Annotated in this window: 20 protein-coding genes; 17 read left to right on the plus strand and 3 right to left on the minus strand. The window is 71.9% G+C overall.

Annotation, left to right across the window (positions count from 1 at the left end):
* Window positions 1-17: 17 nt before the first annotated feature.
* Genes JI742_RS14115 through pgi form a run of 3 tightly spaced genes read left to right on the plus strand, consistent with a single transcriptional unit; the run spans window position 18 to window position 3,261 of the window.
* On the plus strand, window positions 18-542 hold the full coding sequence (locus JI742_RS14115) for an STAS domain-containing protein (protein WP_350309658.1): 525 nt from the start codon (window positions 18-20) through the stop codon (window positions 540-542).
* A 39-nt stretch (window positions 543-581) separates the two neighbouring features.
* The gene (gene tal / locus JI742_RS04375) at window positions 582-1,538 is read left to right on the plus strand and encodes a transaldolase (protein ID WP_201824289.1); all 957 of its coding nucleotides are present in this window, start codon (window positions 582-584) and stop codon (window positions 1,536-1,538) included.
* A gap of 37 nt (window positions 1,539-1,575) precedes the next feature.
* Window positions 1,576-3,261, plus strand: a complete 1,686-nt coding sequence (gene pgi / locus JI742_RS04380; protein WP_201824290.1) for a glucose-6-phosphate isomerase — start codon at window positions 1,576-1,578, stop codon at window positions 3,259-3,261.
* A gap of 48 nt (window positions 3,262-3,309) precedes the next feature.
* On the opposite strand, the gene JI742_RS04385 is transcribed toward pgi, so the two are convergent.
* Window positions 3,310-4,527, minus strand: coding sequence for a M20 aminoacylase family protein (locus JI742_RS04385; RefSeq protein ID WP_201824291.1), 1,218 nt, complete (start codon window positions 4,525-4,527; stop codon window positions 3,310-3,312).
* 98 nt (window positions 4,528-4,625) lie between these two features.
* On the opposite strand from JI742_RS04385, the gene JI742_RS04390 reads away from it, so the two are divergent.
* Window positions 4,626-5,726, plus strand: coding sequence for an aminopeptidase (locus JI742_RS04390; protein WP_201824293.1), 1,101 nt, complete (start codon window positions 4,626-4,628; stop codon window positions 5,724-5,726).
* Window positions 5,727-5,740: 14 nt separating this feature from the next.
* Window positions 5,741-6,058, plus strand: a complete 318-nt coding sequence (locus tag JI742_RS04395; protein ID WP_201824295.1) for a polyhydroxyalkanoic acid system family protein — start codon at window positions 5,741-5,743, stop codon at window positions 6,056-6,058.
* Between the two features lie 22 nt (window positions 6,059-6,080).
* Here JI742_RS04395 and JI742_RS04400 read toward each other — a convergent pair whose 3' ends face one another.
* Window positions 6,081-6,686: an acyltransferase gene (locus JI742_RS04400; RefSeq protein WP_201824297.1), complete on the minus strand. Its 606-nt coding sequence runs from the start codon at window positions 6,684-6,686 to the stop codon at window positions 6,081-6,083.
* A gap of 103 nt (window positions 6,687-6,789) precedes the next feature.
* Window positions 6,790-7,044, minus strand: coding sequence for an acyl-CoA-binding protein (locus tag JI742_RS04405; RefSeq protein ID WP_201824299.1), 255 nt, complete (start codon window positions 7,042-7,044; stop codon window positions 6,790-6,792).
* 124 nt (window positions 7,045-7,168) lie between these two features.
* Between JI742_RS04405 and JI742_RS04410 the strand changes: the two genes are divergently transcribed.
* The 12 genes from JI742_RS04410 (at window position 7,169) to hisA (ending at window position 16,618) form a co-directional block, all read left to right on the plus strand.
* Window positions 7,169-8,146 carry an ABC transporter ATP-binding protein gene (locus tag JI742_RS04410; protein ID WP_236676778.1) on the plus strand — a complete coding sequence of 326 codons (978 nt, stop codon included), beginning with the start codon at window positions 7,169-7,171 and terminating at the stop codon, window positions 8,144-8,146.
* Window positions 8,143-8,922 (plus strand): ABC transporter permease, encoded by a 780-nt coding sequence (locus JI742_RS04415; protein WP_201824301.1) that lies wholly within the window; start codon window positions 8,143-8,145, stop codon window positions 8,920-8,922. The genes JI742_RS04410 and JI742_RS04415 overlap by 4 nt, the downstream gene beginning before the upstream one ends.
* A gap of 34 nt (window positions 8,923-8,956) precedes the next feature.
* On the plus strand, window positions 8,957-9,220 hold the full coding sequence (locus JI742_RS04420) for a BolA family protein (protein ID WP_201824304.1): 264 nt from the start codon (window positions 8,957-8,959) through the stop codon (window positions 9,218-9,220).
* A gap of 87 nt (window positions 9,221-9,307) precedes the next feature.
* Window positions 9,308-10,645: a UDP-N-acetylglucosamine 1-carboxyvinyltransferase gene (gene murA / locus JI742_RS04425; protein ID WP_201824306.1), complete on the plus strand. Its 1,338-nt coding sequence runs from the start codon at window positions 9,308-9,310 to the stop codon at window positions 10,643-10,645.
* Window positions 10,642-11,301, plus strand: coding sequence for an ATP phosphoribosyltransferase (gene hisG, locus JI742_RS04430; protein ID WP_201824308.1), 660 nt, complete (start codon window positions 10,642-10,644; stop codon window positions 11,299-11,301). The genes murA and hisG overlap by 4 nt, the downstream gene beginning before the upstream one ends.
* Window positions 11,302-11,320: 19 nt before the next feature.
* Entirely contained in the window at window positions 11,321-12,658 is a 1,338-nt protein-coding gene (hisD, locus tag JI742_RS04435; protein WP_201824311.1) for a histidinol dehydrogenase, read from the plus strand.
* Window positions 12,659-12,748: 90 nt separating this feature from the next.
* Window positions 12,749-12,988: a CopG family transcriptional regulator gene (locus JI742_RS04440; RefSeq protein WP_236676779.1), complete on the plus strand. Its 240-nt coding sequence runs from the start codon at window positions 12,749-12,751 to the stop codon at window positions 12,986-12,988.
* The gene (locus tag JI742_RS04445) at window positions 12,960-13,403 is read left to right on the plus strand and encodes a PIN domain-containing protein (protein WP_201824313.1); all 444 of its coding nucleotides are present in this window, start codon (window positions 12,960-12,962) and stop codon (window positions 13,401-13,403) included. Before JI742_RS04440 ends, JI742_RS04445 begins: the two co-directional genes overlap by 29 nt.
* 25 nt (window positions 13,404-13,428) lie before the next feature.
* The gene (gene hisC / locus JI742_RS04450; protein ID WP_201824315.1) at window positions 13,429-14,514 is read left to right on the plus strand and encodes a histidinol-phosphate transaminase; all 1,086 of its coding nucleotides are present in this window, start codon (window positions 13,429-13,431) and stop codon (window positions 14,512-14,514) included.
* Between the two features lie 25 nt (window positions 14,515-14,539).
* Entirely contained in the window at window positions 14,540-15,139 is a 600-nt protein-coding gene (hisB, locus tag JI742_RS04455) for an imidazoleglycerol-phosphate dehydratase HisB (RefSeq protein ID WP_201824316.1), read from the plus strand.
* Entirely contained in the window at window positions 15,139-15,816 is a 678-nt protein-coding gene (gene hisH, locus JI742_RS04460; protein ID WP_201824318.1) for an imidazole glycerol phosphate synthase subunit HisH, read from the plus strand. Before hisB ends, hisH begins: the two co-directional genes overlap by 1 nt.
* Before the next feature lie 49 nt (window positions 15,817-15,865).
* Complete coding sequence (gene hisA, locus JI742_RS04465; protein WP_201824319.1) at window positions 15,866-16,618, plus strand: 1-(5-phosphoribosyl)-5-[(5-phosphoribosylamino)methylideneamino]imidazole-4-carboxamide isomerase; 753 nt, start codon at window positions 15,866-15,868, stop codon at window positions 16,616-16,618.
* The last annotated feature ends 149 nt before the right edge of the window (window positions 16,619-16,767 follow it).

Here is a 16,767-nt window from a genome sequence, read left to right on the forward strand (position 1 = left end):
CGGACCGCGCCGTGCTGATGCTGCCCGAGACCCTGACCGAGGCCGAGGCCGAGGACGTGCTGCGCCTGGCCCGCCAGGCCTTGCAGCGCAGCCCGGCCGAGGAAGCCTTGCAGGTCGATGCCTCGGCCCTGGGCCGCTACGACTCCAGCGCGCTGGCCGTGCTGCTCGAAACCCGGCGCCTGGCCCGGGCCTGGGGCCGGGCGTGCAGCGTCAGCGGCCTGCCCGCGCCGCTCGTCGAGCTGGCGCGGCTTTACGGCATCGATGGTCTGCTGGAGCTTGCGCCCCCGGCCGATCCGCCGCCCGGCAGCGGCCGCCCGGCCGAGGCCGGCCCCTACGAGACCCCGACCAAGCCCGCGCCGCCCGCCAAGGCCTCGCGCAAGCCGCGCGCCGCCGCGGCTTCGGCAGACGCCCCGGCCGAGGCGCGCAGCCCGGCCAAGCGCGGCAGCCGCAAGGCCGCACCCAGCCGGGTCGAGCCCCCGCTGCTTGCAAGCGAGCCGCCCGCTTCGGCAGAGCGTCCTCAAGGCGACACCGGCACGGCTTAGGATGCGGGCCAGCCGGCATGGGGCCGGCCTCCCGCCGCCATGACCTGCCAGCTCGATCAGCTCAAGCGCCACACCATCGTCGTTGCCGACACCGGCGACTTCAAGCAGATCGCGGCCTATGCGCCGCGCGATGCGACGACCAATCCCTCGCTCATCCTCAAGGCCGTCCGCCAGCCGGATTACGCGCCGCTGCTGGCGCAGACCGCGGCGGCGCACCGTGGCGAGCCGCTCGACCGCCTGGTCGACCGCGTGCTGGTGCGTTTCGGCTGCGAGATCCTCGCCGTGGTGCCGGGCCGCGTGTCGACCGAGGTCGACGCCCGCCTGAGCTTCGACGCCGCCGCGACCCAGGCCCGCGCCGAACGGCTGATCGCGATGTATGCGGCCGAGGGCATCGCCCGCGAGCGCGTGCTGATCAAGATCGCCGCCACCTGGGAGGGCATCCAGGCGGCCCGCGCGCTGGAGGCCCAGGGCATCCACACCAACCTGACCCTGCTCTTCGCCTTCTGCCAGGCCCAGGCCTGCGGCGAGGTGGGCGTGCGGCTGATCTCACCCTTCGTCGGACGCATCCACGACTGGTACAAGAAGGCCGCCGGCCCGGCCTGGGATGCGGCGGCCCAGGCCGGCGCGAACGATCCCGGCGTGCAGTCGGTCGCCCGCATCTGGCGCTACTTCAAGGCCCACGGCATCGCCACCGAGGTGATGGGCGCCAGCTTCCGCAACACCGGCCAGATCCTTGCTTTGTCCGGTTGCGACCTGCTGACCATCGCCCCCGAACTGCTTGCCGAGCTGCAGGCCGCGCCGGCCGGGCCGGACACCGCACCGGCACTGGATGCCGCCGCCGTGCCGCCCGCCGCGGCGCCCGCGCCGCGCCTGGACGAAGCCGCCTTCCGCTATGCGCTGAACGAGGACGCGATGGCCACCGAGAAGCTGGCCGAAGGCATCCGTGCCTTTGCCGCCGACGCGGCCAAGCTCGACGCGATGATCCTCGCCCTTTGACCGCCCGGCCCCCACCGGGCCGCTGCCGACCCTGCCGATGCCGACGAATGACCCGACCCTGCCGCTCCGCGGCGACCGCTGCCCGGCCTGGGCGGCCCTGAGCGCACTGCCCCAGCGCCAGGGCGAGGCCTTCCAACTGCAAGACGCCTTTGCCGCGGACCCGCAGCGCGCGCGCCACTTCACCGTCGAGGCCCCGGGCCTGCGCGCCGACCTGTCCAAGCAGCGCTGGGATGCCGAGGTGCGCCGGCTGCTGCTTGCCCTGGCCGAACAGGTCGGCCTGCCGGCCGCGCGCGCCGCGCAGTTCGCCGGCCGGACGGCCAACCCCACCGAAGGCCGGCCGGCCCTGCACACCGCGCTGCGCGCGCCGCGCGGCAGCGGCGCGCCCTTCGAGGACGAGATCCATGCCGTGCTCGACCGCATGCTGGCCTATGCCGAGGGCGTGCGGGCCGAGGCCGAGGCCGGTGTCGGCCCCGGCGGCCGGCCGCCGATCCGCCACATCGTCAACCTCGGGATCGGCGGCAGCGACCTGGGCCCGCAGATGGTCGTGCCGGCCCTGCGCACGCACAGCCATCCGGCGCTCAGCCTGCACTTCGCCGGCAATGTCGACGGCCACGACCTGCTGCCGCTGCTGGCCCGGCTGAAGCCCGAGGAGACGCTGTTCATCATCGCCTCCAAGACCTTCACCACCCAGGAGACCCTGGCCAATGCCCGGCTGGCCCGCGCCTGGTTCCTGGCCGAGGGGGGAAGCGACATCGCGCGCCACTTCGTCGCGACCACGACGAATGTGAAGGCGGCGGCCGAGTTCGGCATCACCACCACTTTCGGCTTCTGGGACTGGGTGGGCGGCCGCTACTCGCTGTGGAGCGCGATCGGCCTGCCGATCGCGCTGGCGCTGGGCGAGACCGGCTTCCGCGCCCTGCTGGCCGGCGCCCATGCGATGGACCGCCATGCCGCCGAGGCGCCACTGGCCGAGAACCTGCCGACCTTGCTCGGCCTGCTCGATGTCTGGCTGCGCAACTTCCAGGGCTGTGCCAGCCGCAACCTGGCGCCCTATCACCAGGGCCTGGCGCGGCTGCCGGCCTGGCTGCAGCAACTGGAGATGGAGAGCAATGGCAAGGGCGTGGACCGCGCGGGCGAGCCTCTGCCCTTCGCGACCAGCCCGGTCGTCTGGGGCGAGGCCGGCACCAACGGCCAGCACGCCTTCTTCCAGATGCTGCACCAGGGCACGGACACGGTGCCGGTGGAGTTCATCCTCGTGCGCGAGCCCGCAACCGGCGTCGAGCGCATGAAGCCCGCCACCGCCGCCGCCCTGGCCCCGCTGCTGGCCGAGCAGCAGCGCATGCTGCTGGCCAATGGCCTGGCCCAGGCCCAGGCCCTGATGCTCGGCAAGACCGCCGAGCAGGCGCTGGGCGAGACCGTGCCGACCGCCGCGCCCGACCAGGCGCCGGATCTCATCGCCCGCCACCGCCGCTTCCCGGGCAACCGGCCCAGCACCCTGCTGATGCTGGAGCGGCTGGACCCCTGGCATCTCGGCGCGCTGCTGTCGATGTACGAGCACCGCGTCTTCACCAGCGCGACGGTCTGGGGCATCAACCCCTTCGATCAGTGGGGCGTGGAGCTGGGCAAGAGCCTGTGCAATGCCCTGCTGCCGCGCCTGGGCAGCGGCGACACCACGGGCCTGGACGGCTCCACCGCCGCCGCGCTGGACTGGCTGCGCGGCTGAGCCGCAGCCGGCTGGCCGGGCCGGCTGCGCCCGCCCGCATGCCGCGGTTCAGACCGGCTGCGGGGCGAGCCAGCGCTCGGCCAGCGCCAGCCAGAGCCGCGCGCCGACCGGGATCAGCCGGTCGTTGAAGTCGTAGCTGGGGTTGTGCAGCATGCAGGGCCCCAGGCCGTGGCCGGCCTCGCGGTGGCCGCCGTCGCCATTGCCCAGCACGAAATAGGCGCCGGGCTTGGCCTGCAGGAAGAAGCTGAAGTCCTCGGCGCCCATGGTCGGCTCGAAGACCAGGGTGCGCTCGGGGCCGACCACCTGCTGCATCACCTCGCGCAGCAGCGCCGTCTCGGCCGGGTGGTTGACCGTGGGCGGGTAGTTGCGGTGGAAGGCGAAGTCGCAGCGCGCGCCCCAGGCCGCGCACAGGCCCTCGGCCAGCTCGCGCATTCGGCGCTCGATCAGGTCCAGCACCTCGGTCGTGAAGCTGCGCACCGTGCCTTGCAGTTCGCAGCGGTCGGGGATCACATTGCTGGCCTCGCCGGCCTTGAGCATCGTGACCGAGACGACCCCGGTGTCGATCGGCCGCACATTGCGCGCGACGATGGTCTGGAAGGCCTGGATCAGGGCGGCGGCCACCGGCACCGGGTCGATGCCCAGGTGCGGCATGGCGGCATGCGCGCCCTTGCCGTGGATCGTGATGCGGAACTCGTTGCTCGATGCGAAGCAGGGCCCGTCGCAGACGGCGAAGCTGCCCTCGGGCAGGCCGGGCCAGTTGTGCAGGCCATAGATGGCATCCATCGGGCAGCGCTCGAACAGGCCGTCGCGCATCATTTCTCGCGCGCCGCCGCCGCCTTCCTCGGCCGGCTGGAAGACCAGGTAGACCGTGCCGTCCAGCCGCCCGGCGGCGGCCGCATCGCGCAGCGGCCGCGCGGCGGCCAGCAGGGTGGCGGTGTGGCCGTCGTGGCCGCAGGCGTGCATGCGACCGGGGTGGCGGCTGGCGTGCGCGAAGGTGTTGCGCTCGGTCATCGGCAGCGCGTCCATGTCGGCCCGCAGGCCCAGGCCGCGCGGCGAGCTGCCGCCGTTGATCACGCCAACCACCCCGGTCTTGCCCAGGCCGCGGATCACCGGAATGCCCCAGCCTTCCAGCGTGCGGGCGACCAGCTCGCTGGTGCGCTCTTCCTGGAAGCTCAGCTCCGGATGGGCATGCAGGTCGCGGCGCAGGGCGGTCAGGGCGGGCAGGTCCGCATCCAGCGCGGCGAGCACGGGGTCGGGGGTGGACATGGTTCGCGGTTCGGCTAGGGGCTCGACCATCGTAACCCCGGGCCGTGACGGCGGGCCGGCGTGGGGCCGGAAGGGCGCATGCCATCATCCCGGCCGCCATGCCCAAGCGCCTGCTCTCCCGACTGCTGCTGCTGCTGGCGAGCCTGCTTGCGCTCGCCGGCTGCGAGACGGCGGGCTATTACGCGCAATCCATCGGCGGCCACCTGGCCTTGCTGCGGGCCGCGCGGCCCGTGCCCGAGCTGCTCGCCGATCCGGCCACCCCGGCCGAGCTGCGCGAGCGCTTGCAGCGCAGCCAGCGGATGCGCGACTTCTCGGTGCGCGAGCTTGCCCTGCCGGACAACGCCAGCTACCGCCGCTATGCCGAGCTGGATCGCCCGGCGGTGGTCTGGAATGTGGCGGCGGCGCCGCCTTTCTCGCTGGAGCTGCGCCGCTGGTGCTTCCCGGTGGCGGGCTGCGTCGGCTACCGCGGTTACTTCGACCGCGCCGCCGCCGAGGCCGAGGCCGCCCGCCTGCGCGAGGCCGAGGGCCTGGAGACCGTCGTCCTGCCGGTGCCGGCCTACTCCACCCTCGGCAAGCTGCCGGGCGACTGGTTTGCCGACCCGCTGCTCTCCACCCTGATCCGCTGGCCCGAGCCCGAGCTGGCGCGGCTGATCTTCCACGAGCTGGCCCACCAGCGCCTCTACCTGGCTGGCGACACGGCCTTCAACGAAAGCTATGCCACCGCCGTCGAGCGCCTGGGCGGCGCGCGCTGGCTGGCAGCCGAGGCCGGCCCCGAGGCCCGCGCGGCCGATGCCGCCTTCGAGGCCCGGCGCGAGGCCTTCCGCGGCCTGGTCGCCCGCTACCGCGCCCAGCTCGATGCGCTCTACCGCACCGGCGGCCCGGCCGAGCGCCTGGCGGCCGACAAGGACCGCATCTATGCCGAGCTGCGCGCCGCCCATGTCGCGCTGCGCGACGGCGCCTGGGGTGGCGACCGTCGCTACGACGCCTGGTTCGCGCGGGCCAACAATGCCCTGCTCGGCTTGCAGGCCGCCTACTTCGGCTGGGTGCCGGCCTTCGAGGCCTTGTTCGAGCGCGAGGGCCGCGACTTCGCCCGCTTCCATGCCGCCGTCGAAGCCCTGGCCGGCTTGCCGGCGGCCGAGCGCGAGGCCACACTGCGCGCCCTCATGCCGCCCGAGCCGGTGGCGCCCCCGAACCCTTGACCCGCTGCCCGGCCATGCCCGTCCTTCACATCCGCCGCCCCCATGCCCTGGGCCTGGACCGGGCCCGCGAGCTGGCCACCCGCTGGACCGCCGAGGCCGAGGCCCGCTTCGGCATGCGCTGCAGCCCGCAGCCGGGGGACGGGGCCGATGTGGTGCGATTCCAGCGGTCCGGGGTGCAGGGCGAGCTGCGCGTGGCGGCCGATCATTTCAGCCTGGAGGCCCGGTTGGGCCTGGTGCTGGGTGCGTTCGCGCCGCGCATCCAGGCCGAGATCGAGGCCAACCTCGACCAACTGCTGGCCGGGGAAGCTGGCCTGCCGCCCACGGCCGCCTGATTGGCGCCGCCGGCCGGGCCGCTCAGCGCCCAGCCGGAAAGAAGTGGGCGATGCGCTGCCGGATCAGCTCGGGTTCCAGGGCGGCGTCGAAGCCGCTGGCACCGCGCTGACGGATCAGCGCGGCCCAGGGCAGGGCCTCGGTCTCGGCCTTCAGGCGGGCGTGGTAATCGTCGAAGCGGCCGATCACCCGGGCCGGCACCCCGCCGACGATGCTGCCCTCGGGCACATCCTGGGTGACGACGGCACCGGCCGCGACGATGGCGCGCGGCCCGATCGACACATTGCGCAGCACCACGGCGCCGTGGCCGATGAAGACATGGTCGTGGATGACGATGCGCCCGACCGCGTCGACCGGTTCAAGCCCAAGCTGCGAGAACACCGCCGCCGAGGCGTCATGCCCGATCAGGCTGCAATCGGACAGCACGATGTTGCTGCCGAGCCAGACATAGGCCGGGTCGGTGATGCTCGCGCCGAGGTTGATGTGCACCCGCTCGCCGATGTGCCGCAGGCCGCCGTGGGCTCGCAAGAATTCAACATGCTGCTTGACCGTGCGCACGTACAGGCGTCGGTACAACCGAACACAACGCCCGTGTCGCAGGGCCAGTTGGCGCAGCAGGCGTCTCAGCATGGTGCGGATGGGCGAGCGGGAGGGGAGGGGAAGGGCAGCCGGGCTTGCTCCGTATGCAGCCCCCCGACCGATTAGCACGAAAGGTGCCGGCCGGCCGTGGCGCTCAGGTGAGATCTTCGATCAGGTCGATGTACTTCTGCATCGCCGCATCCGGCGCCAGGCCCTTGAGCTCGGCCCAGGCGTCGAACTTGGCGCGGCCGACGAAGTCGGCAAAGCCCGGCCGCTCGCCCTCCGCATCGCCGGCGGTGGCCTGCTTGTAGAGCGCATACAGCTTGAGCAGGGTGGCGTTGTCGGGCCGCTCGCTGAGTTGCTTGGAGGCGGCGACCGCCTGTTCGAAGAGGATGCGCAGATCGGCCATGGGGCTTCCAGGGGAGGGGCAGGGCAGGCCTCGGGAGCGGGACTGCCGGGCCGCTGCTTTTACCACCGGACGGCCGGGGGCACGCTCCCTAGAATCACATGCTTCGCGTCCACCGGCCTGCCCCTTGCCCGATTCCCTTTCCGCCGCCCTGCCGGCCCCGGCCTCGCCGCCGCCCGGCCACCCGGCGGTGCGTTTCGAGGGGGTCGAGAAGCGCTATGCGCGCAAGGGCGCGGCCCCGCTTCAGGCCTTGCAGGGCGTCAGCTTCGACATCCAGCCGGGCGAGTTCTTCGGCCTGCTCGGCCCCAACGGCGCGGGCAAGACGACGCTCATCAGCCTGCTGGCCGGCCTGGCCCGGGCCAGCGCCGGTCGCATCGAGGTGATGGGCCATGACGTGGTCAGCGACTACGCCGCGGCGCGGCGCGCGCTGGGCATCGTGCCGCAGGAGCTGGTCTTCGACCCCTTCTTCAGCGTGCGCGAGGCGTTGCGCATCCAGAGCGGCTACTTCGGCCTGCGCCACAACGAGGCCTGGATCGACGAGCTGCTGGAGGCCCTGGGCCTGGCCGACAAGGCCGGCGCCAACATGCGCCAGCTCTCCGGCGGCATGAAGCGCCGGGTGCTGGTGGCCCAGGCCCTGGTGCACCGCCCGCCGGTGATCGTGCTCGACGAGCCGACGGCCGGCGTCGACGTGGAGCTGCGCCAGACGCTCTGGGCCTTCATCAGCCGCCTGAACCGCGCCGGCCACACCGTGCTGCTGACCACCCACTACCTGGAAGAGGCGGAGGCCCTGTGCCATCGCATCGCCATGCTCAAGCAGGGCCGGGTGGTGGCGCTGGATCGCACGGCCGCGCTGCTGGCCGGCGCGGCCCATCCGGTGCTGCGCTTCAAGACCGACGATGCGCTGCCGCCCGCCCTGGCTGCGCAGGCCCGTGTCACCGGCCGCACCGTGCAGTTGCCGGCGCGCGAGGTGCACGGCATCGAGACCCTGCTGGCCAGCCTGCGCGAGGCCGGCGTGCGTGTCGAGGACCTGGAGATCGGCCGCGCCGACCTGGAGGATGTCTTCCTCGGCCTGATGGCCGCGCAGGCTCCGGAGGCGGCCCGATGATCGCCGCCATCCGCCGCGCACTGGCCGGCGCCGCCCCGCTGTTCCACAAGGAGATGCTGCGCTTCTGGAAGGTGGCCTTCCAGACCATCGCCGCGCCGGTGCTGACGGCCGTGCTCTACCTGTTGATCTTCGGCCATGTGCTGGACGAGCGGGTGCAGGTCTTCGAGGGCGTGGGCTACACCGCCTTCCTCATCCCCGGCCTGGTGATGATGAGCGTGCTGCAGAACGCCTTTGCGAACAGCTCGTCCTCGCTGGTGCAGAGCAAGATCACCGGCAACCTGGTCTTCCTGCTGGTCACGCCGCTGTCGCACTGGGCCTGGTTCGCGGCCTATGTCGGCGCGGCCGTGGTGCGCGGCCTGGTGGTGGGCGGCGGGGTGCTGCTGGTCACGGCCTGGTTCGCGCCGCTGCGCCTGGCCGAGCCGCTGTGGGCGCTGGTCTTCGCCGTGCTGGGCGCCGGCATGCTCGGTGCCCTGGGCCTGATCGCCGGCCTGTGGGCCGACAAGTTCGACCAGATGGCGGCCTTCCAGAACTTCCTGATCATGCCCATGACCTTCCTGGCCGGCGTCTTCTACTCGGTGCACAGCCTGCCGGCGGTGTGGCAGGCGGTCAGCCACCTGAACCCCTTCTTCTACATGGTCGACGGCTTCCGGCGCGGCTTCTTCGGCGTCAGCGACGTCTCGCCCTGGCTGAGCCTGCTGATCGTCGGCAGCGCCTTCCTCGGCATTGCCGCGCTTGCGCTGCGGCTGCTGGCCAGCGGCTACAAGATCCGCCACTGAAGGGCCGGGAAGCCGGCCTCACTACAATCGCGCGATGGCTGATCCGACCCCCGACGACGTCCGGCGCTACATCGCGCTGGGCCTGCAATGCACCCAGCTCCAGGTCGAGGGTGACGGCCGGCACTTCTTCGCGACCATCGTCTCGCCCGAGTTCGACGGCCTGAGCCGGGTGGCGCGGCACCAGCGCGTCTACCGCGCGCTCGGTGACCGGATGCGCGAGCAGATCCATGCGCTGTCGATGAAGACCCTGACCCCGGCGGAGTTCGACGCCGCCGCGGCCCACCCCACCCACCCCTGATTCCGGCCGCGCGGCCCGCGCGGTCCGGCAGGCGGTGCGCGCATCCTGGCGCAGCCGCTTCCGGCGCGGGCCCGGCGGCTTTCCACGATGGACCAACTCCTGATCCGCGGCGGCCGCGCCCTCCAAGGCGAGGTGGCCATCGCCGGCGCCAAGAATGCCGCGCTGCCCGAGCTTTGCGCGGCGCTGCTGACCGCCGGGCCGATGACGCTGGCCAATGTGCCGCGCCTGCAGGACGTGGCGACCATGCGCAAGCTGCTGGCCCACATGGGCGTGCAGGCCGAGCGCCTGGACGACGACCGCTGCCCGGCCGGCGAATGCTGGCGCCTGGATGCCGCCGAGCTGCTGCGACCCGAGGCGCCCTATGAGCTGGTCAAGACCATGCGCGCCGCCATCCTGGCCCTGGGCCCGCTGCTGGCGCGCTGCGGCCGGGCGCGGGTCTCGCTGCCGGGCGGCTGCGCCATTGGCTCGCGGCCGGTCGATCAGCACATCAAGGGCCTGCAGGCCATGGGGGCGACGATCCGCGTCGAGCACGGCTACATCGAGGCCGAGGCCCCGGCCGGCGGCCGCCTGAAGGGTGCCCGCATCACGACCGACATGGTCACCGTGACCGGCACCGAGAACCTGATGATGGCCGCCACCCTGGCCGAGGGCACGACGGTGCTGGAGAACGCGGCGCTGGAGCCCGAGGTCACCGACCTGGCCGAGCTGCTGATCGCCATGGGCGCGCGCATCACGGGCCAAGGCACGCACCGCATCACCATCGAAGGCGTGGCGGCCCTGCATGCGCCGGCGCAGCCGCACCGCATCATCCCGGACCGCATCGAGGCCGGCACCTTCCTCTGCGCCGTGGCCGCCACCGGCGGCGAGGTGCTGCTGCGCGGCGCCCGCGCCGGCCACCTGGAGTCCGTGATCGAGAAGCTGGCCGAGGCCGGCGTCACGGTCGAGGCCCTGGGTGCGCCCGGCACGCCGGACGAAGCCCTGCGCGTGCGCTCGCCCGGCGCCGCTGGCCTGAAGGCAGTGGGCTTCCGCACCCGCGAATACCCCGCCTTCCCGACCGACATGCAGGCCCAGTTCATGGCCATGGACTGCGTGGCCGCCGGCACCGCGGTGATCATCGAGACCATCTTCGAGAACCGCTACATGCATGTGAACGAGCTGCTGCGGCTCGGCGCGGCCATCGAGATCGACGGCCACACGGCCGTGGTGCGCGGCGGCGCGCGCCTGTCCGGCGCCACCGTGATGGCCACCGACCTGCGCGCCTCGGCCAGCCTGGTGATCGCCGGCCTGGTGGCCGAGGGCGTGACCGTGGTCGACCGCATCTACCACCTGGACCGCGGCTACGACCGCATGGAAGCCAAGCTGCGCGCGCTCGGCGCCGACATCGAGCGCGTCAAGGCCGGCGCGGCCACGGAGGATTACGCATGATCACCCTGGCGCTTTCCAAGGGCCGCATCTTCGAGGAGACGCTGCCGCTGCTGGCCGCCGCCGGCATCACCGTGGGCGAGGATCCGGAGAAGTCGCGCAAGCTCATCCTGCCGACTAACCAGCCGGATGTGCGCATCGTGATGGTCCGCGCCAGCGATGTGCCGACCTATGTCGAGCATGGCGGCGCCGACCTGGGCGTGGCCGGCCGCGATGTGCTGCTCGAACATGCGGCCGGCGGCGTCGGTGCCAGCTCCGGCCTCTACCAGCCGCTGGACCTGAAGATCGCCCGCTGCCGCCTGAGCGTAGCCGTGCGCGAGGACTTCGACTACGCCAGCGCCGTGCGCCAGGGTTCGCGCATCCGCGTGGCCAGCAAGTATGTGCACCTGGCCCGCCAGCACTTTGCCGACAAGGGCGTGCATGTCGACCTGATCAAGCTCTACGGCTCGATGGAGCTGGCGCCGCTCACGGGCCTGGCCGATGCCATCGTCGACCTGGTCTCGACCGGCGGCACGCTGCGCGCCAACCACCTGCGCGAGGTCGAGAAGATCATGGACGTCTCCTCGCGCCTCGTCGTCAATGCCGCCGCGCTGAAGCTGCAGCGCGAGCCCATCCGCCGGCTGATCGAGGCCTTCGCCTCGGCCCTGCCGCAGGACTGAACCCCGGAAGGTCTGCCCGATGTCTGCCCCTGTTGCGATCCGCCGCCTTGCCACCACCGCCGACGGCTTCGAGGCCGATTTCCAGCGCGTGCTGCACTGGTCGGCCGAGACCGATGCCGCCATCGAGGACCGGGTGGCCGAGATCGTCGAGGCCGTCCGCATGCGCGGCGACGCGGCGGTGCTGGAATGCACCGCCCGCTTCGACGGCCTGAACGCCGCCAGCGTCGCTGCGCTGGAGCTGAGCCGCGCCGAGCTGAAGGCCGCCTTCGAAGGCTTGCCGGACGCCCAGCGCGTGGCCCTGGAGGCCGCCGCCGCCCGCGTCCGCAGCTACCACGCGCGCCAGCTCGAAGCCTGCGGCCGAAGCTGGAGCTACCGCGACGAGGACGGCAGCCTGCTCGGCCAGAAGGTCACGCCGCTGGACCGTGTCGGCATCTATGTGCCGGGCGGCAAGGCGGCCTACCCGAGCAGCGTGCTGATGAATGCCATCCCGGCCCAGGTGGCCGGGGTCGGCGAGATCGTCATGGTCGTGCCCACCCCGCGCGGCGAGAAGAACCCGCTGGTGCTGGCCGCCGCCTATGTGGCGGGCGTGCACCGCGCCTTCACCCTGGGCGGCGCGCAGGCCGTGGCGGCCCTGGCCTATGGCACGGCCACCGTGCCGCGGGTCGACAAGATCACCGGCCCCGGCAATGCCTATGTGGCCAGCGCCAAGCGCCGCGTGTTCGGGCAAGTGGGCATCGACATGATTGCCGGGCCCAGCGAGATCCTGGTGCTGGCTGACGGCAGCACGCCGGCCGACTGGGTGGCCATCGATCTCTTCAGCCAGGCCGAGCATGACGAGCTGGCGCAGAGCATCCTGCTCTGCCCCGACGCGGCCTACCTGGATGCAGTGCAGGCCGCCATCGACCGCCTGCTGCCCGGCATGCCGCGCCGGGAAGTGATCCGCGCCAGCCTGGAAGGCCGCGGCGCGCTGATCCTGACCCGCGACATGGACGAGGCCTGCGCCATCAGCAACCGCATCGCGCCCGAGCACCTGGAGGTGTCGAGCGCCGAGCCGCATCGCTGGGAGCCGCTGCTGCGCCACGCCGGCGCGATCTTCCTGGGCGCCTACACCAGCGAGAGCCTGGGCGACTACTGCGCCGGCCCCAATCACGTGCTGCCGACCAGCGGCACGGCGCGCTTTTCCTCGCCGCTGGGCGTCTACGACTTCCAGAAGCGCAGCAGCCTGATCGAGGTCAGCGCGGCCGGCGCCGCCGTGCTGGGCCCGATCGCCGCCGAGCTGGCCTACGGCGAAGGCCTGCAAGCCCATGCCCGGGCCGCCGAGCTGCGCCTGCCCGTGGTGCCGCCGCAGCGAACTTGACCGGGCACGGCATGGACACGAAAATCGTGCAACACGAACTTCGTGTCTTTTGCCTTGCGTCCCGCTGAGGGCCGGGCCCGGGAGCCTGCGATGAAAAACGTCACCGTCACCATGGAAGAAAGCGTCGCCGAATGGGCCCGCCTGGAAGCCGCGCGGCGCAATACCAGCGTCTCCCGCCTGATCGGCGAGATGCTGGCCGAGAAGATGCGCCACGACGATGCCTACGAGCGCGCGATGCGCGAGGCGCTGGAGTTCCGCCTGCTGCCCTTCGAAGGCCCGCCGCTGACGCGCGAGGAGATCTATGCCGAACGCCTCGACCGTTTTCGTTGACACCAACGTCCTGCTCTACGCGCAGGATCCACGCAGCCCGGACAAGCAGCGGGCCGCCAGCCGCTGGCTGCAGCAATGCTGGCAGACCGACAGCGGCCGCATCAGCACCCAGGTGCTACACGAGTTCTACGTGAACCTGCGCCGCCTGGCGCCCAAGCTGGCCCTGCGCGAAGCGCGTGCCATGGTCGCCCGCTACCGCCTGTGGCGGCCTCTGCTGGTCGACGAGGCCACCGTCGATCTGGCCTGGGAGATCCAGGACCAGCATCCCTTGAGCTACTGGGACGCGCTGATGGTGGCCGCCGCCCGCCAGCAAGGCTGTGCGGTGATGCTCACCGAGGACCTGCAGCACGGGCTGCAACTTGGCGGCGTGCGCATCGTCGACCCCTTCCGCGAACCCCCCGGGGCGCCGGCTTGAAGCCGCGCCCCCTGAAAGCCCCCCGATGAGCCGCTACTGGAGCGATGTCGTCCACCGCCTGACCCCCTATGTGCCGGGCGAACAGCCCCGCATCGAGGGCCTCGTCAAGCTCAACACCAACGAGTGCCCCTACGGCCCCAGCGAGGCCGTGCTGGCCGCGATGGCGGCGCAGACGGGCGAGGCCCTGCGCCTTTATCCCGACCCGCAGTCCAGCGCGCTGCGCGAGGCCATCGCCGCCCATCACGGCCTCAAGCCCGCCCAGGTCTTCGTCGGCAATGGCTCGGACGAGGTGTTGGCCCATGCCTTCCTCGCCCTGCTCAAGCACGAGGCGCCGCTGCTGCACCCGGACATCTCCTACAGCTTCTATCCGGTCTATGCCAAGCTCTATGGCATCCACACCCGCGAGCTGCCGCTGGCCGAGGACTTCGGCATCCGCGTCGATGATTTCCTCGCCGCCACAGGCGATGCCCAGGGCGCCGGCGCCATCATCTTCCCCAATCCGAATGCACCCACCGGCATGGCCCTGCCGCGGGCCGAGATCCGCCGCCTGCTCGACGGCGTGCCGGATGCGCCAGTCGTGATCGACGAGGCCTATGTCGATTTCGGCGGCGAATCGGCCGCGGCCCTGATCGACCGCTATCCGCAACTGCTGGTCACCCGCACGCTGTCCAAGTCGCGCGCGCTGGCCGGCCTGCGGGTGGGCTATGCGCTGGGCGACCCGGCGCTGATCGAGGCGCTGACGCGGGTGAAGGACAGCTTCAACTCCTACCCGCTGGACCGGGTGGCAGCGGCGGGCGCGGTCGCTTCCATGCAGGACGAGGCCTGGTTTGCCGCCACCTGCGCGCGCATCGTCGCCACCCGCGAGCGGCTGACGGCGGCGCTGGCCGCGCGCGGCTTCCAGGTGCTGCCCTCGGCCGCCAACTTCGTCTTCGCCCGCCACCCCGGCCATGCCGGCGCGGCCCTGGCCGCAGCGCTGCGCGAGCACAAGGTGCTGGTGCGCCAGTTCCCGCGGCCCGCGCGCATTGCCGATTTCCTGCGCATCAGCATCGGCACCGAGGCGCAGACCGACACCCTGCTGGCCGCGCTCGACCGCGTGCTGGCGGCCGCCTGATCCCTCTTTCCGCGAGTCGCCCGCCATGAGCAGCCTCCCCCGCACCGCCTCCGTCCAGCGCGACACCAAGGAGACGCAGATCCATGTGGCCGTCAACCTCGACGGCACGGGCGAAGCCCAGCTCGCCACCGGCATCGGCTTCTTCGACCACATGCTCGACCAGATCGCCCGCCACGGCCTGATCGACCTCCGCATCGACGCGAAGGGCGATCTGCACATCGACGGCCACCACACGGTGGAGGATGTCGGCATCACCCTCGGCCAGGCCTTTGCCCAGGCGGTGGGCGACAAGCGCGGCATCCGCCGCTACGGCCATGCCTATGTGCCGCTCGATGAAGCCCTGTCGCGCGTGACCATCGACTTCTCCGGCCGGCCCGGCCTGCACATGGACGTGAACTTCACCGCCGGCAGCATCGGCGGCCTGGACACCCAGCTCGTCTTCGAGTTCTTCCAGGGCTTCGTCAACCATGCCGGCGCGACCCTGCACATCGACAACCTCAAGGGCCACAACGCGCACCACCAGTGCGAGACGATCTTCAAGGCCTTCGCCCGCGCGACACGGTTTGCGCTGGAGATCGACCCCCGCGCCGCCGGCGTGATTCCTTCCACCAAAGGCAGCCTCTGATGGGACGCGTCGCCGTCATCGACTACGGCATGGGCAATCTGCGCTCGGTGTCGCAGGCCGTGATGCATGCCGCCCAGGGCCTGGGCGGGGCGGCGCCCGAGGTCATCGTCACCGCCGATCCGGCGGCCGTGCGTGCGGCCGAGCGCGTCGTGCTGCCCGGCCAGGGCGCCATGCGCGACTGCATGCGCGAGCTGCGCGAAGCCCACGATGGCGAGCTGCTCGCCGCCGTGCGGGAGGCGGCGGCCAGCAAGCCGCTGATGGGCGTGTGCGTTGGCATGCAGATGCTGCTCGACCATTCCGAGGAGCAGGACACGCCCGGCCTGGGCCTGATCCCCGGCCGCGTCCGGCGCTTCCGGCTCGACGACGCCCTGCAGGCCGACGGCAGCCGCCACAAGGTGCCGCAGATGGGCTGGAACCGCGTGCGCCAGCACCCCTTCCGGGGCGGGGCGGTGCATCCGGTCTGGGCCGGCGTGCCCGACGAGGCCTGGTTCTACTTCGTGCACAGCTACCACGCCGCGCCGGACGATGCGGCCCACACCGCGGGCAGCACCGAGTACGGTTTGCGATTTACCAGCGCGGTGGCCCGGGATAATATTTTCGCGACCCAGTTCCACCCCGAGAAGAGCGCGGCACACGGCCTGGCCCTTTACCGCAACTTCTTGAGCTGGCGTCCCTGAGGCCTGCAGCCGCGGTCCGTCCTTCCCGCCCCCATCCCTCGAACCGGCCATGCTCCTGATTCCTGCCATCGACCTCAAGGACGGCCGATGCGTCCGCCTGCAACAGGGCGACATGAACGTCTCCACCACCTTTGGTGAGGATCCCGCCGCCATGGCCCGCCGCTGGATCGATGCGGGCGCGCGTCGCCTGCACCTGGTCGACCTGAACGGCGCCTTCGCCGGCAAGCCGGTCAACGAGCCCGCGATCAAGGCCATCCTCAAGGAGGTCGGCGAAGAGATCCCGGTGCAGCTCGGCGGCGGCATCCGCGACCTCGACACCATCGAGCGCTACCTCGACGGCGGCTTGAGCTACATCATCATCGGCACCGCCGCGGTCAAGAACCCCGGCTTCCTGCGCGATGCCTGCACGGCCTTCGGCGGCCACATCATCGTCGGCCTCGATGCCAAGGACGGCAAGGTCGCGACCGACGGCTGGAGCAAGCTGACCGGCCACGAGGTGGTGGACCTCGCCAAGAAGTTCGAGGACTACGGCGTCGAAGCCGTGATCTACACCGACATCGGCCGCGACGGCATGCTGACCGGCATCAACATCGAGGCCACCGTCAAGCTGGCCCAGGCCCTGACCATTCCGGTCATTGCCTCCGGCGGCCTGTCGAACCTGGCCGACATCGAGGCGCTGTGCGCGGTCGAATCCGAAGGCGTGCAGGGCGTGATCTGCGGCCGTGCGATCTACACCGGCGCGCTCGACCTTGCGGCCGGCCAGCGCCTGGCCGACGAGCTGACCGGGATCTCGCAAGGCTGAGGCACGCGCGCCTGGGGCTGCGCGCCGCGCAGCTGCGGGCCACGCCTGGGCCGGGCACCCGGTTCTTCTGCTGTGCTTTGACCCGGTCGACCCGCCGCGCTTGGCCGCACCGGGTGCAAGCGTTAGGCCCCGTGAAGGCAGGTCGCTGC

It is taken from the genome of Piscinibacter lacus (assembly GCF_016735685.1).
Classification (GTDB): Bacteria; Pseudomonadota; Gammaproteobacteria; order Burkholderiales; family Burkholderiaceae_C; genus Aquariibacter; species Aquariibacter lacus.

What these genes read in the sequence shown, in the direction of transcription:
- tal (WP_201824289.1), top strand. Translation starts at nt 582, where the DNA reads ATGACCTGCCAGCTCGATCAGCTCAAGCGCCACACCATCGTCGTTGCC.
- hisD (WP_201824311.1), top strand. Translation starts at nt 11,321, where the DNA reads ATGTCTGCCCCTGTTGCGATCCGCCGCCTTGCCACCACCGCCGACGGC.
- hisH (WP_201824318.1), top strand. Translation starts at nt 15,139, where the DNA reads ATGGGACGCGTCGCCGTCATCGACTACGGCATGGGCAATCTGCGCTCG.
- murA (WP_201824306.1), top strand. Translation starts at nt 9,308, where the DNA reads ATGGACCAACTCCTGATCCGCGGCGGCCGCGCCCTCCAAGGCGAGGTG.
- JI742_RS04405 (WP_201824299.1), bottom strand. Translation starts at nt 7,044, where the DNA reads ATGGCCGATCTGCGCATCCTCTTCGAACAGGCGGTCGCCGCCTCCAAG.
- JI742_RS04445 (WP_201824313.1), top strand. Translation starts at nt 12,960, where the DNA reads ATGCCGAACGCCTCGACCGTTTTCGTTGACACCAACGTCCTGCTCTAC.
- JI742_RS04440 (WP_236676779.1), top strand. Translation starts at nt 12,749, where the DNA reads ATGAAAAACGTCACCGTCACCATGGAAGAAAGCGTCGCCGAATGGGCC.
- JI742_RS04390 (WP_201824293.1), top strand. Translation starts at nt 4,626, where the DNA reads ATGCCCAAGCGCCTGCTCTCCCGACTGCTGCTGCTGCTGGCGAGCCTG.
- hisB (WP_201824316.1), top strand. Translation starts at nt 14,540, where the DNA reads ATGAGCAGCCTCCCCCGCACCGCCTCCGTCCAGCGCGACACCAAGGAG.
- hisA (WP_201824319.1), top strand. Translation starts at nt 15,866, where the DNA reads ATGCTCCTGATTCCTGCCATCGACCTCAAGGACGGCCGATGCGTCCGC.
- JI742_RS04420 (WP_201824304.1), top strand. Translation starts at nt 8,957, where the DNA reads ATGGCTGATCCGACCCCCGACGACGTCCGGCGCTACATCGCGCTGGGC.
- JI742_RS04400 (WP_201824297.1), bottom strand. Translation starts at nt 6,686, where the DNA reads ATGCTGAGACGCCTGCTGCGCCAACTGGCCCTGCGACACGGGCGTTGT.
- pgi (WP_201824290.1), top strand. Translation starts at nt 1,576, where the DNA reads ATGCCGACGAATGACCCGACCCTGCCGCTCCGCGGCGACCGCTGCCCG.
- hisC (WP_201824315.1), top strand. Translation starts at nt 13,429, where the DNA reads ATGAGCCGCTACTGGAGCGATGTCGTCCACCGCCTGACCCCCTATGTG.
- JI742_RS04415 (WP_201824301.1), top strand. Translation starts at nt 8,143, where the DNA reads ATGATCGCCGCCATCCGCCGCGCACTGGCCGGCGCCGCCCCGCTGTTC.
- JI742_RS14115 (WP_350309658.1), top strand. Translation starts at nt 18, where the DNA reads ATGCTGCCCGAGACCCTGACCGAGGCCGAGGCCGAGGACGTGCTGCGC.
- JI742_RS04395 (WP_201824295.1), top strand. Translation starts at nt 5,741, where the DNA reads ATGCCCGTCCTTCACATCCGCCGCCCCCATGCCCTGGGCCTGGACCGG.
- hisG (WP_201824308.1), top strand. Translation starts at nt 10,642, where the DNA reads ATGATCACCCTGGCGCTTTCCAAGGGCCGCATCTTCGAGGAGACGCTG.
- JI742_RS04385 (WP_201824291.1), bottom strand. Translation starts at nt 4,527, where the DNA reads ATGTCCACCCCCGACCCCGTGCTCGCCGCGCTGGATGCGGACCTGCCC.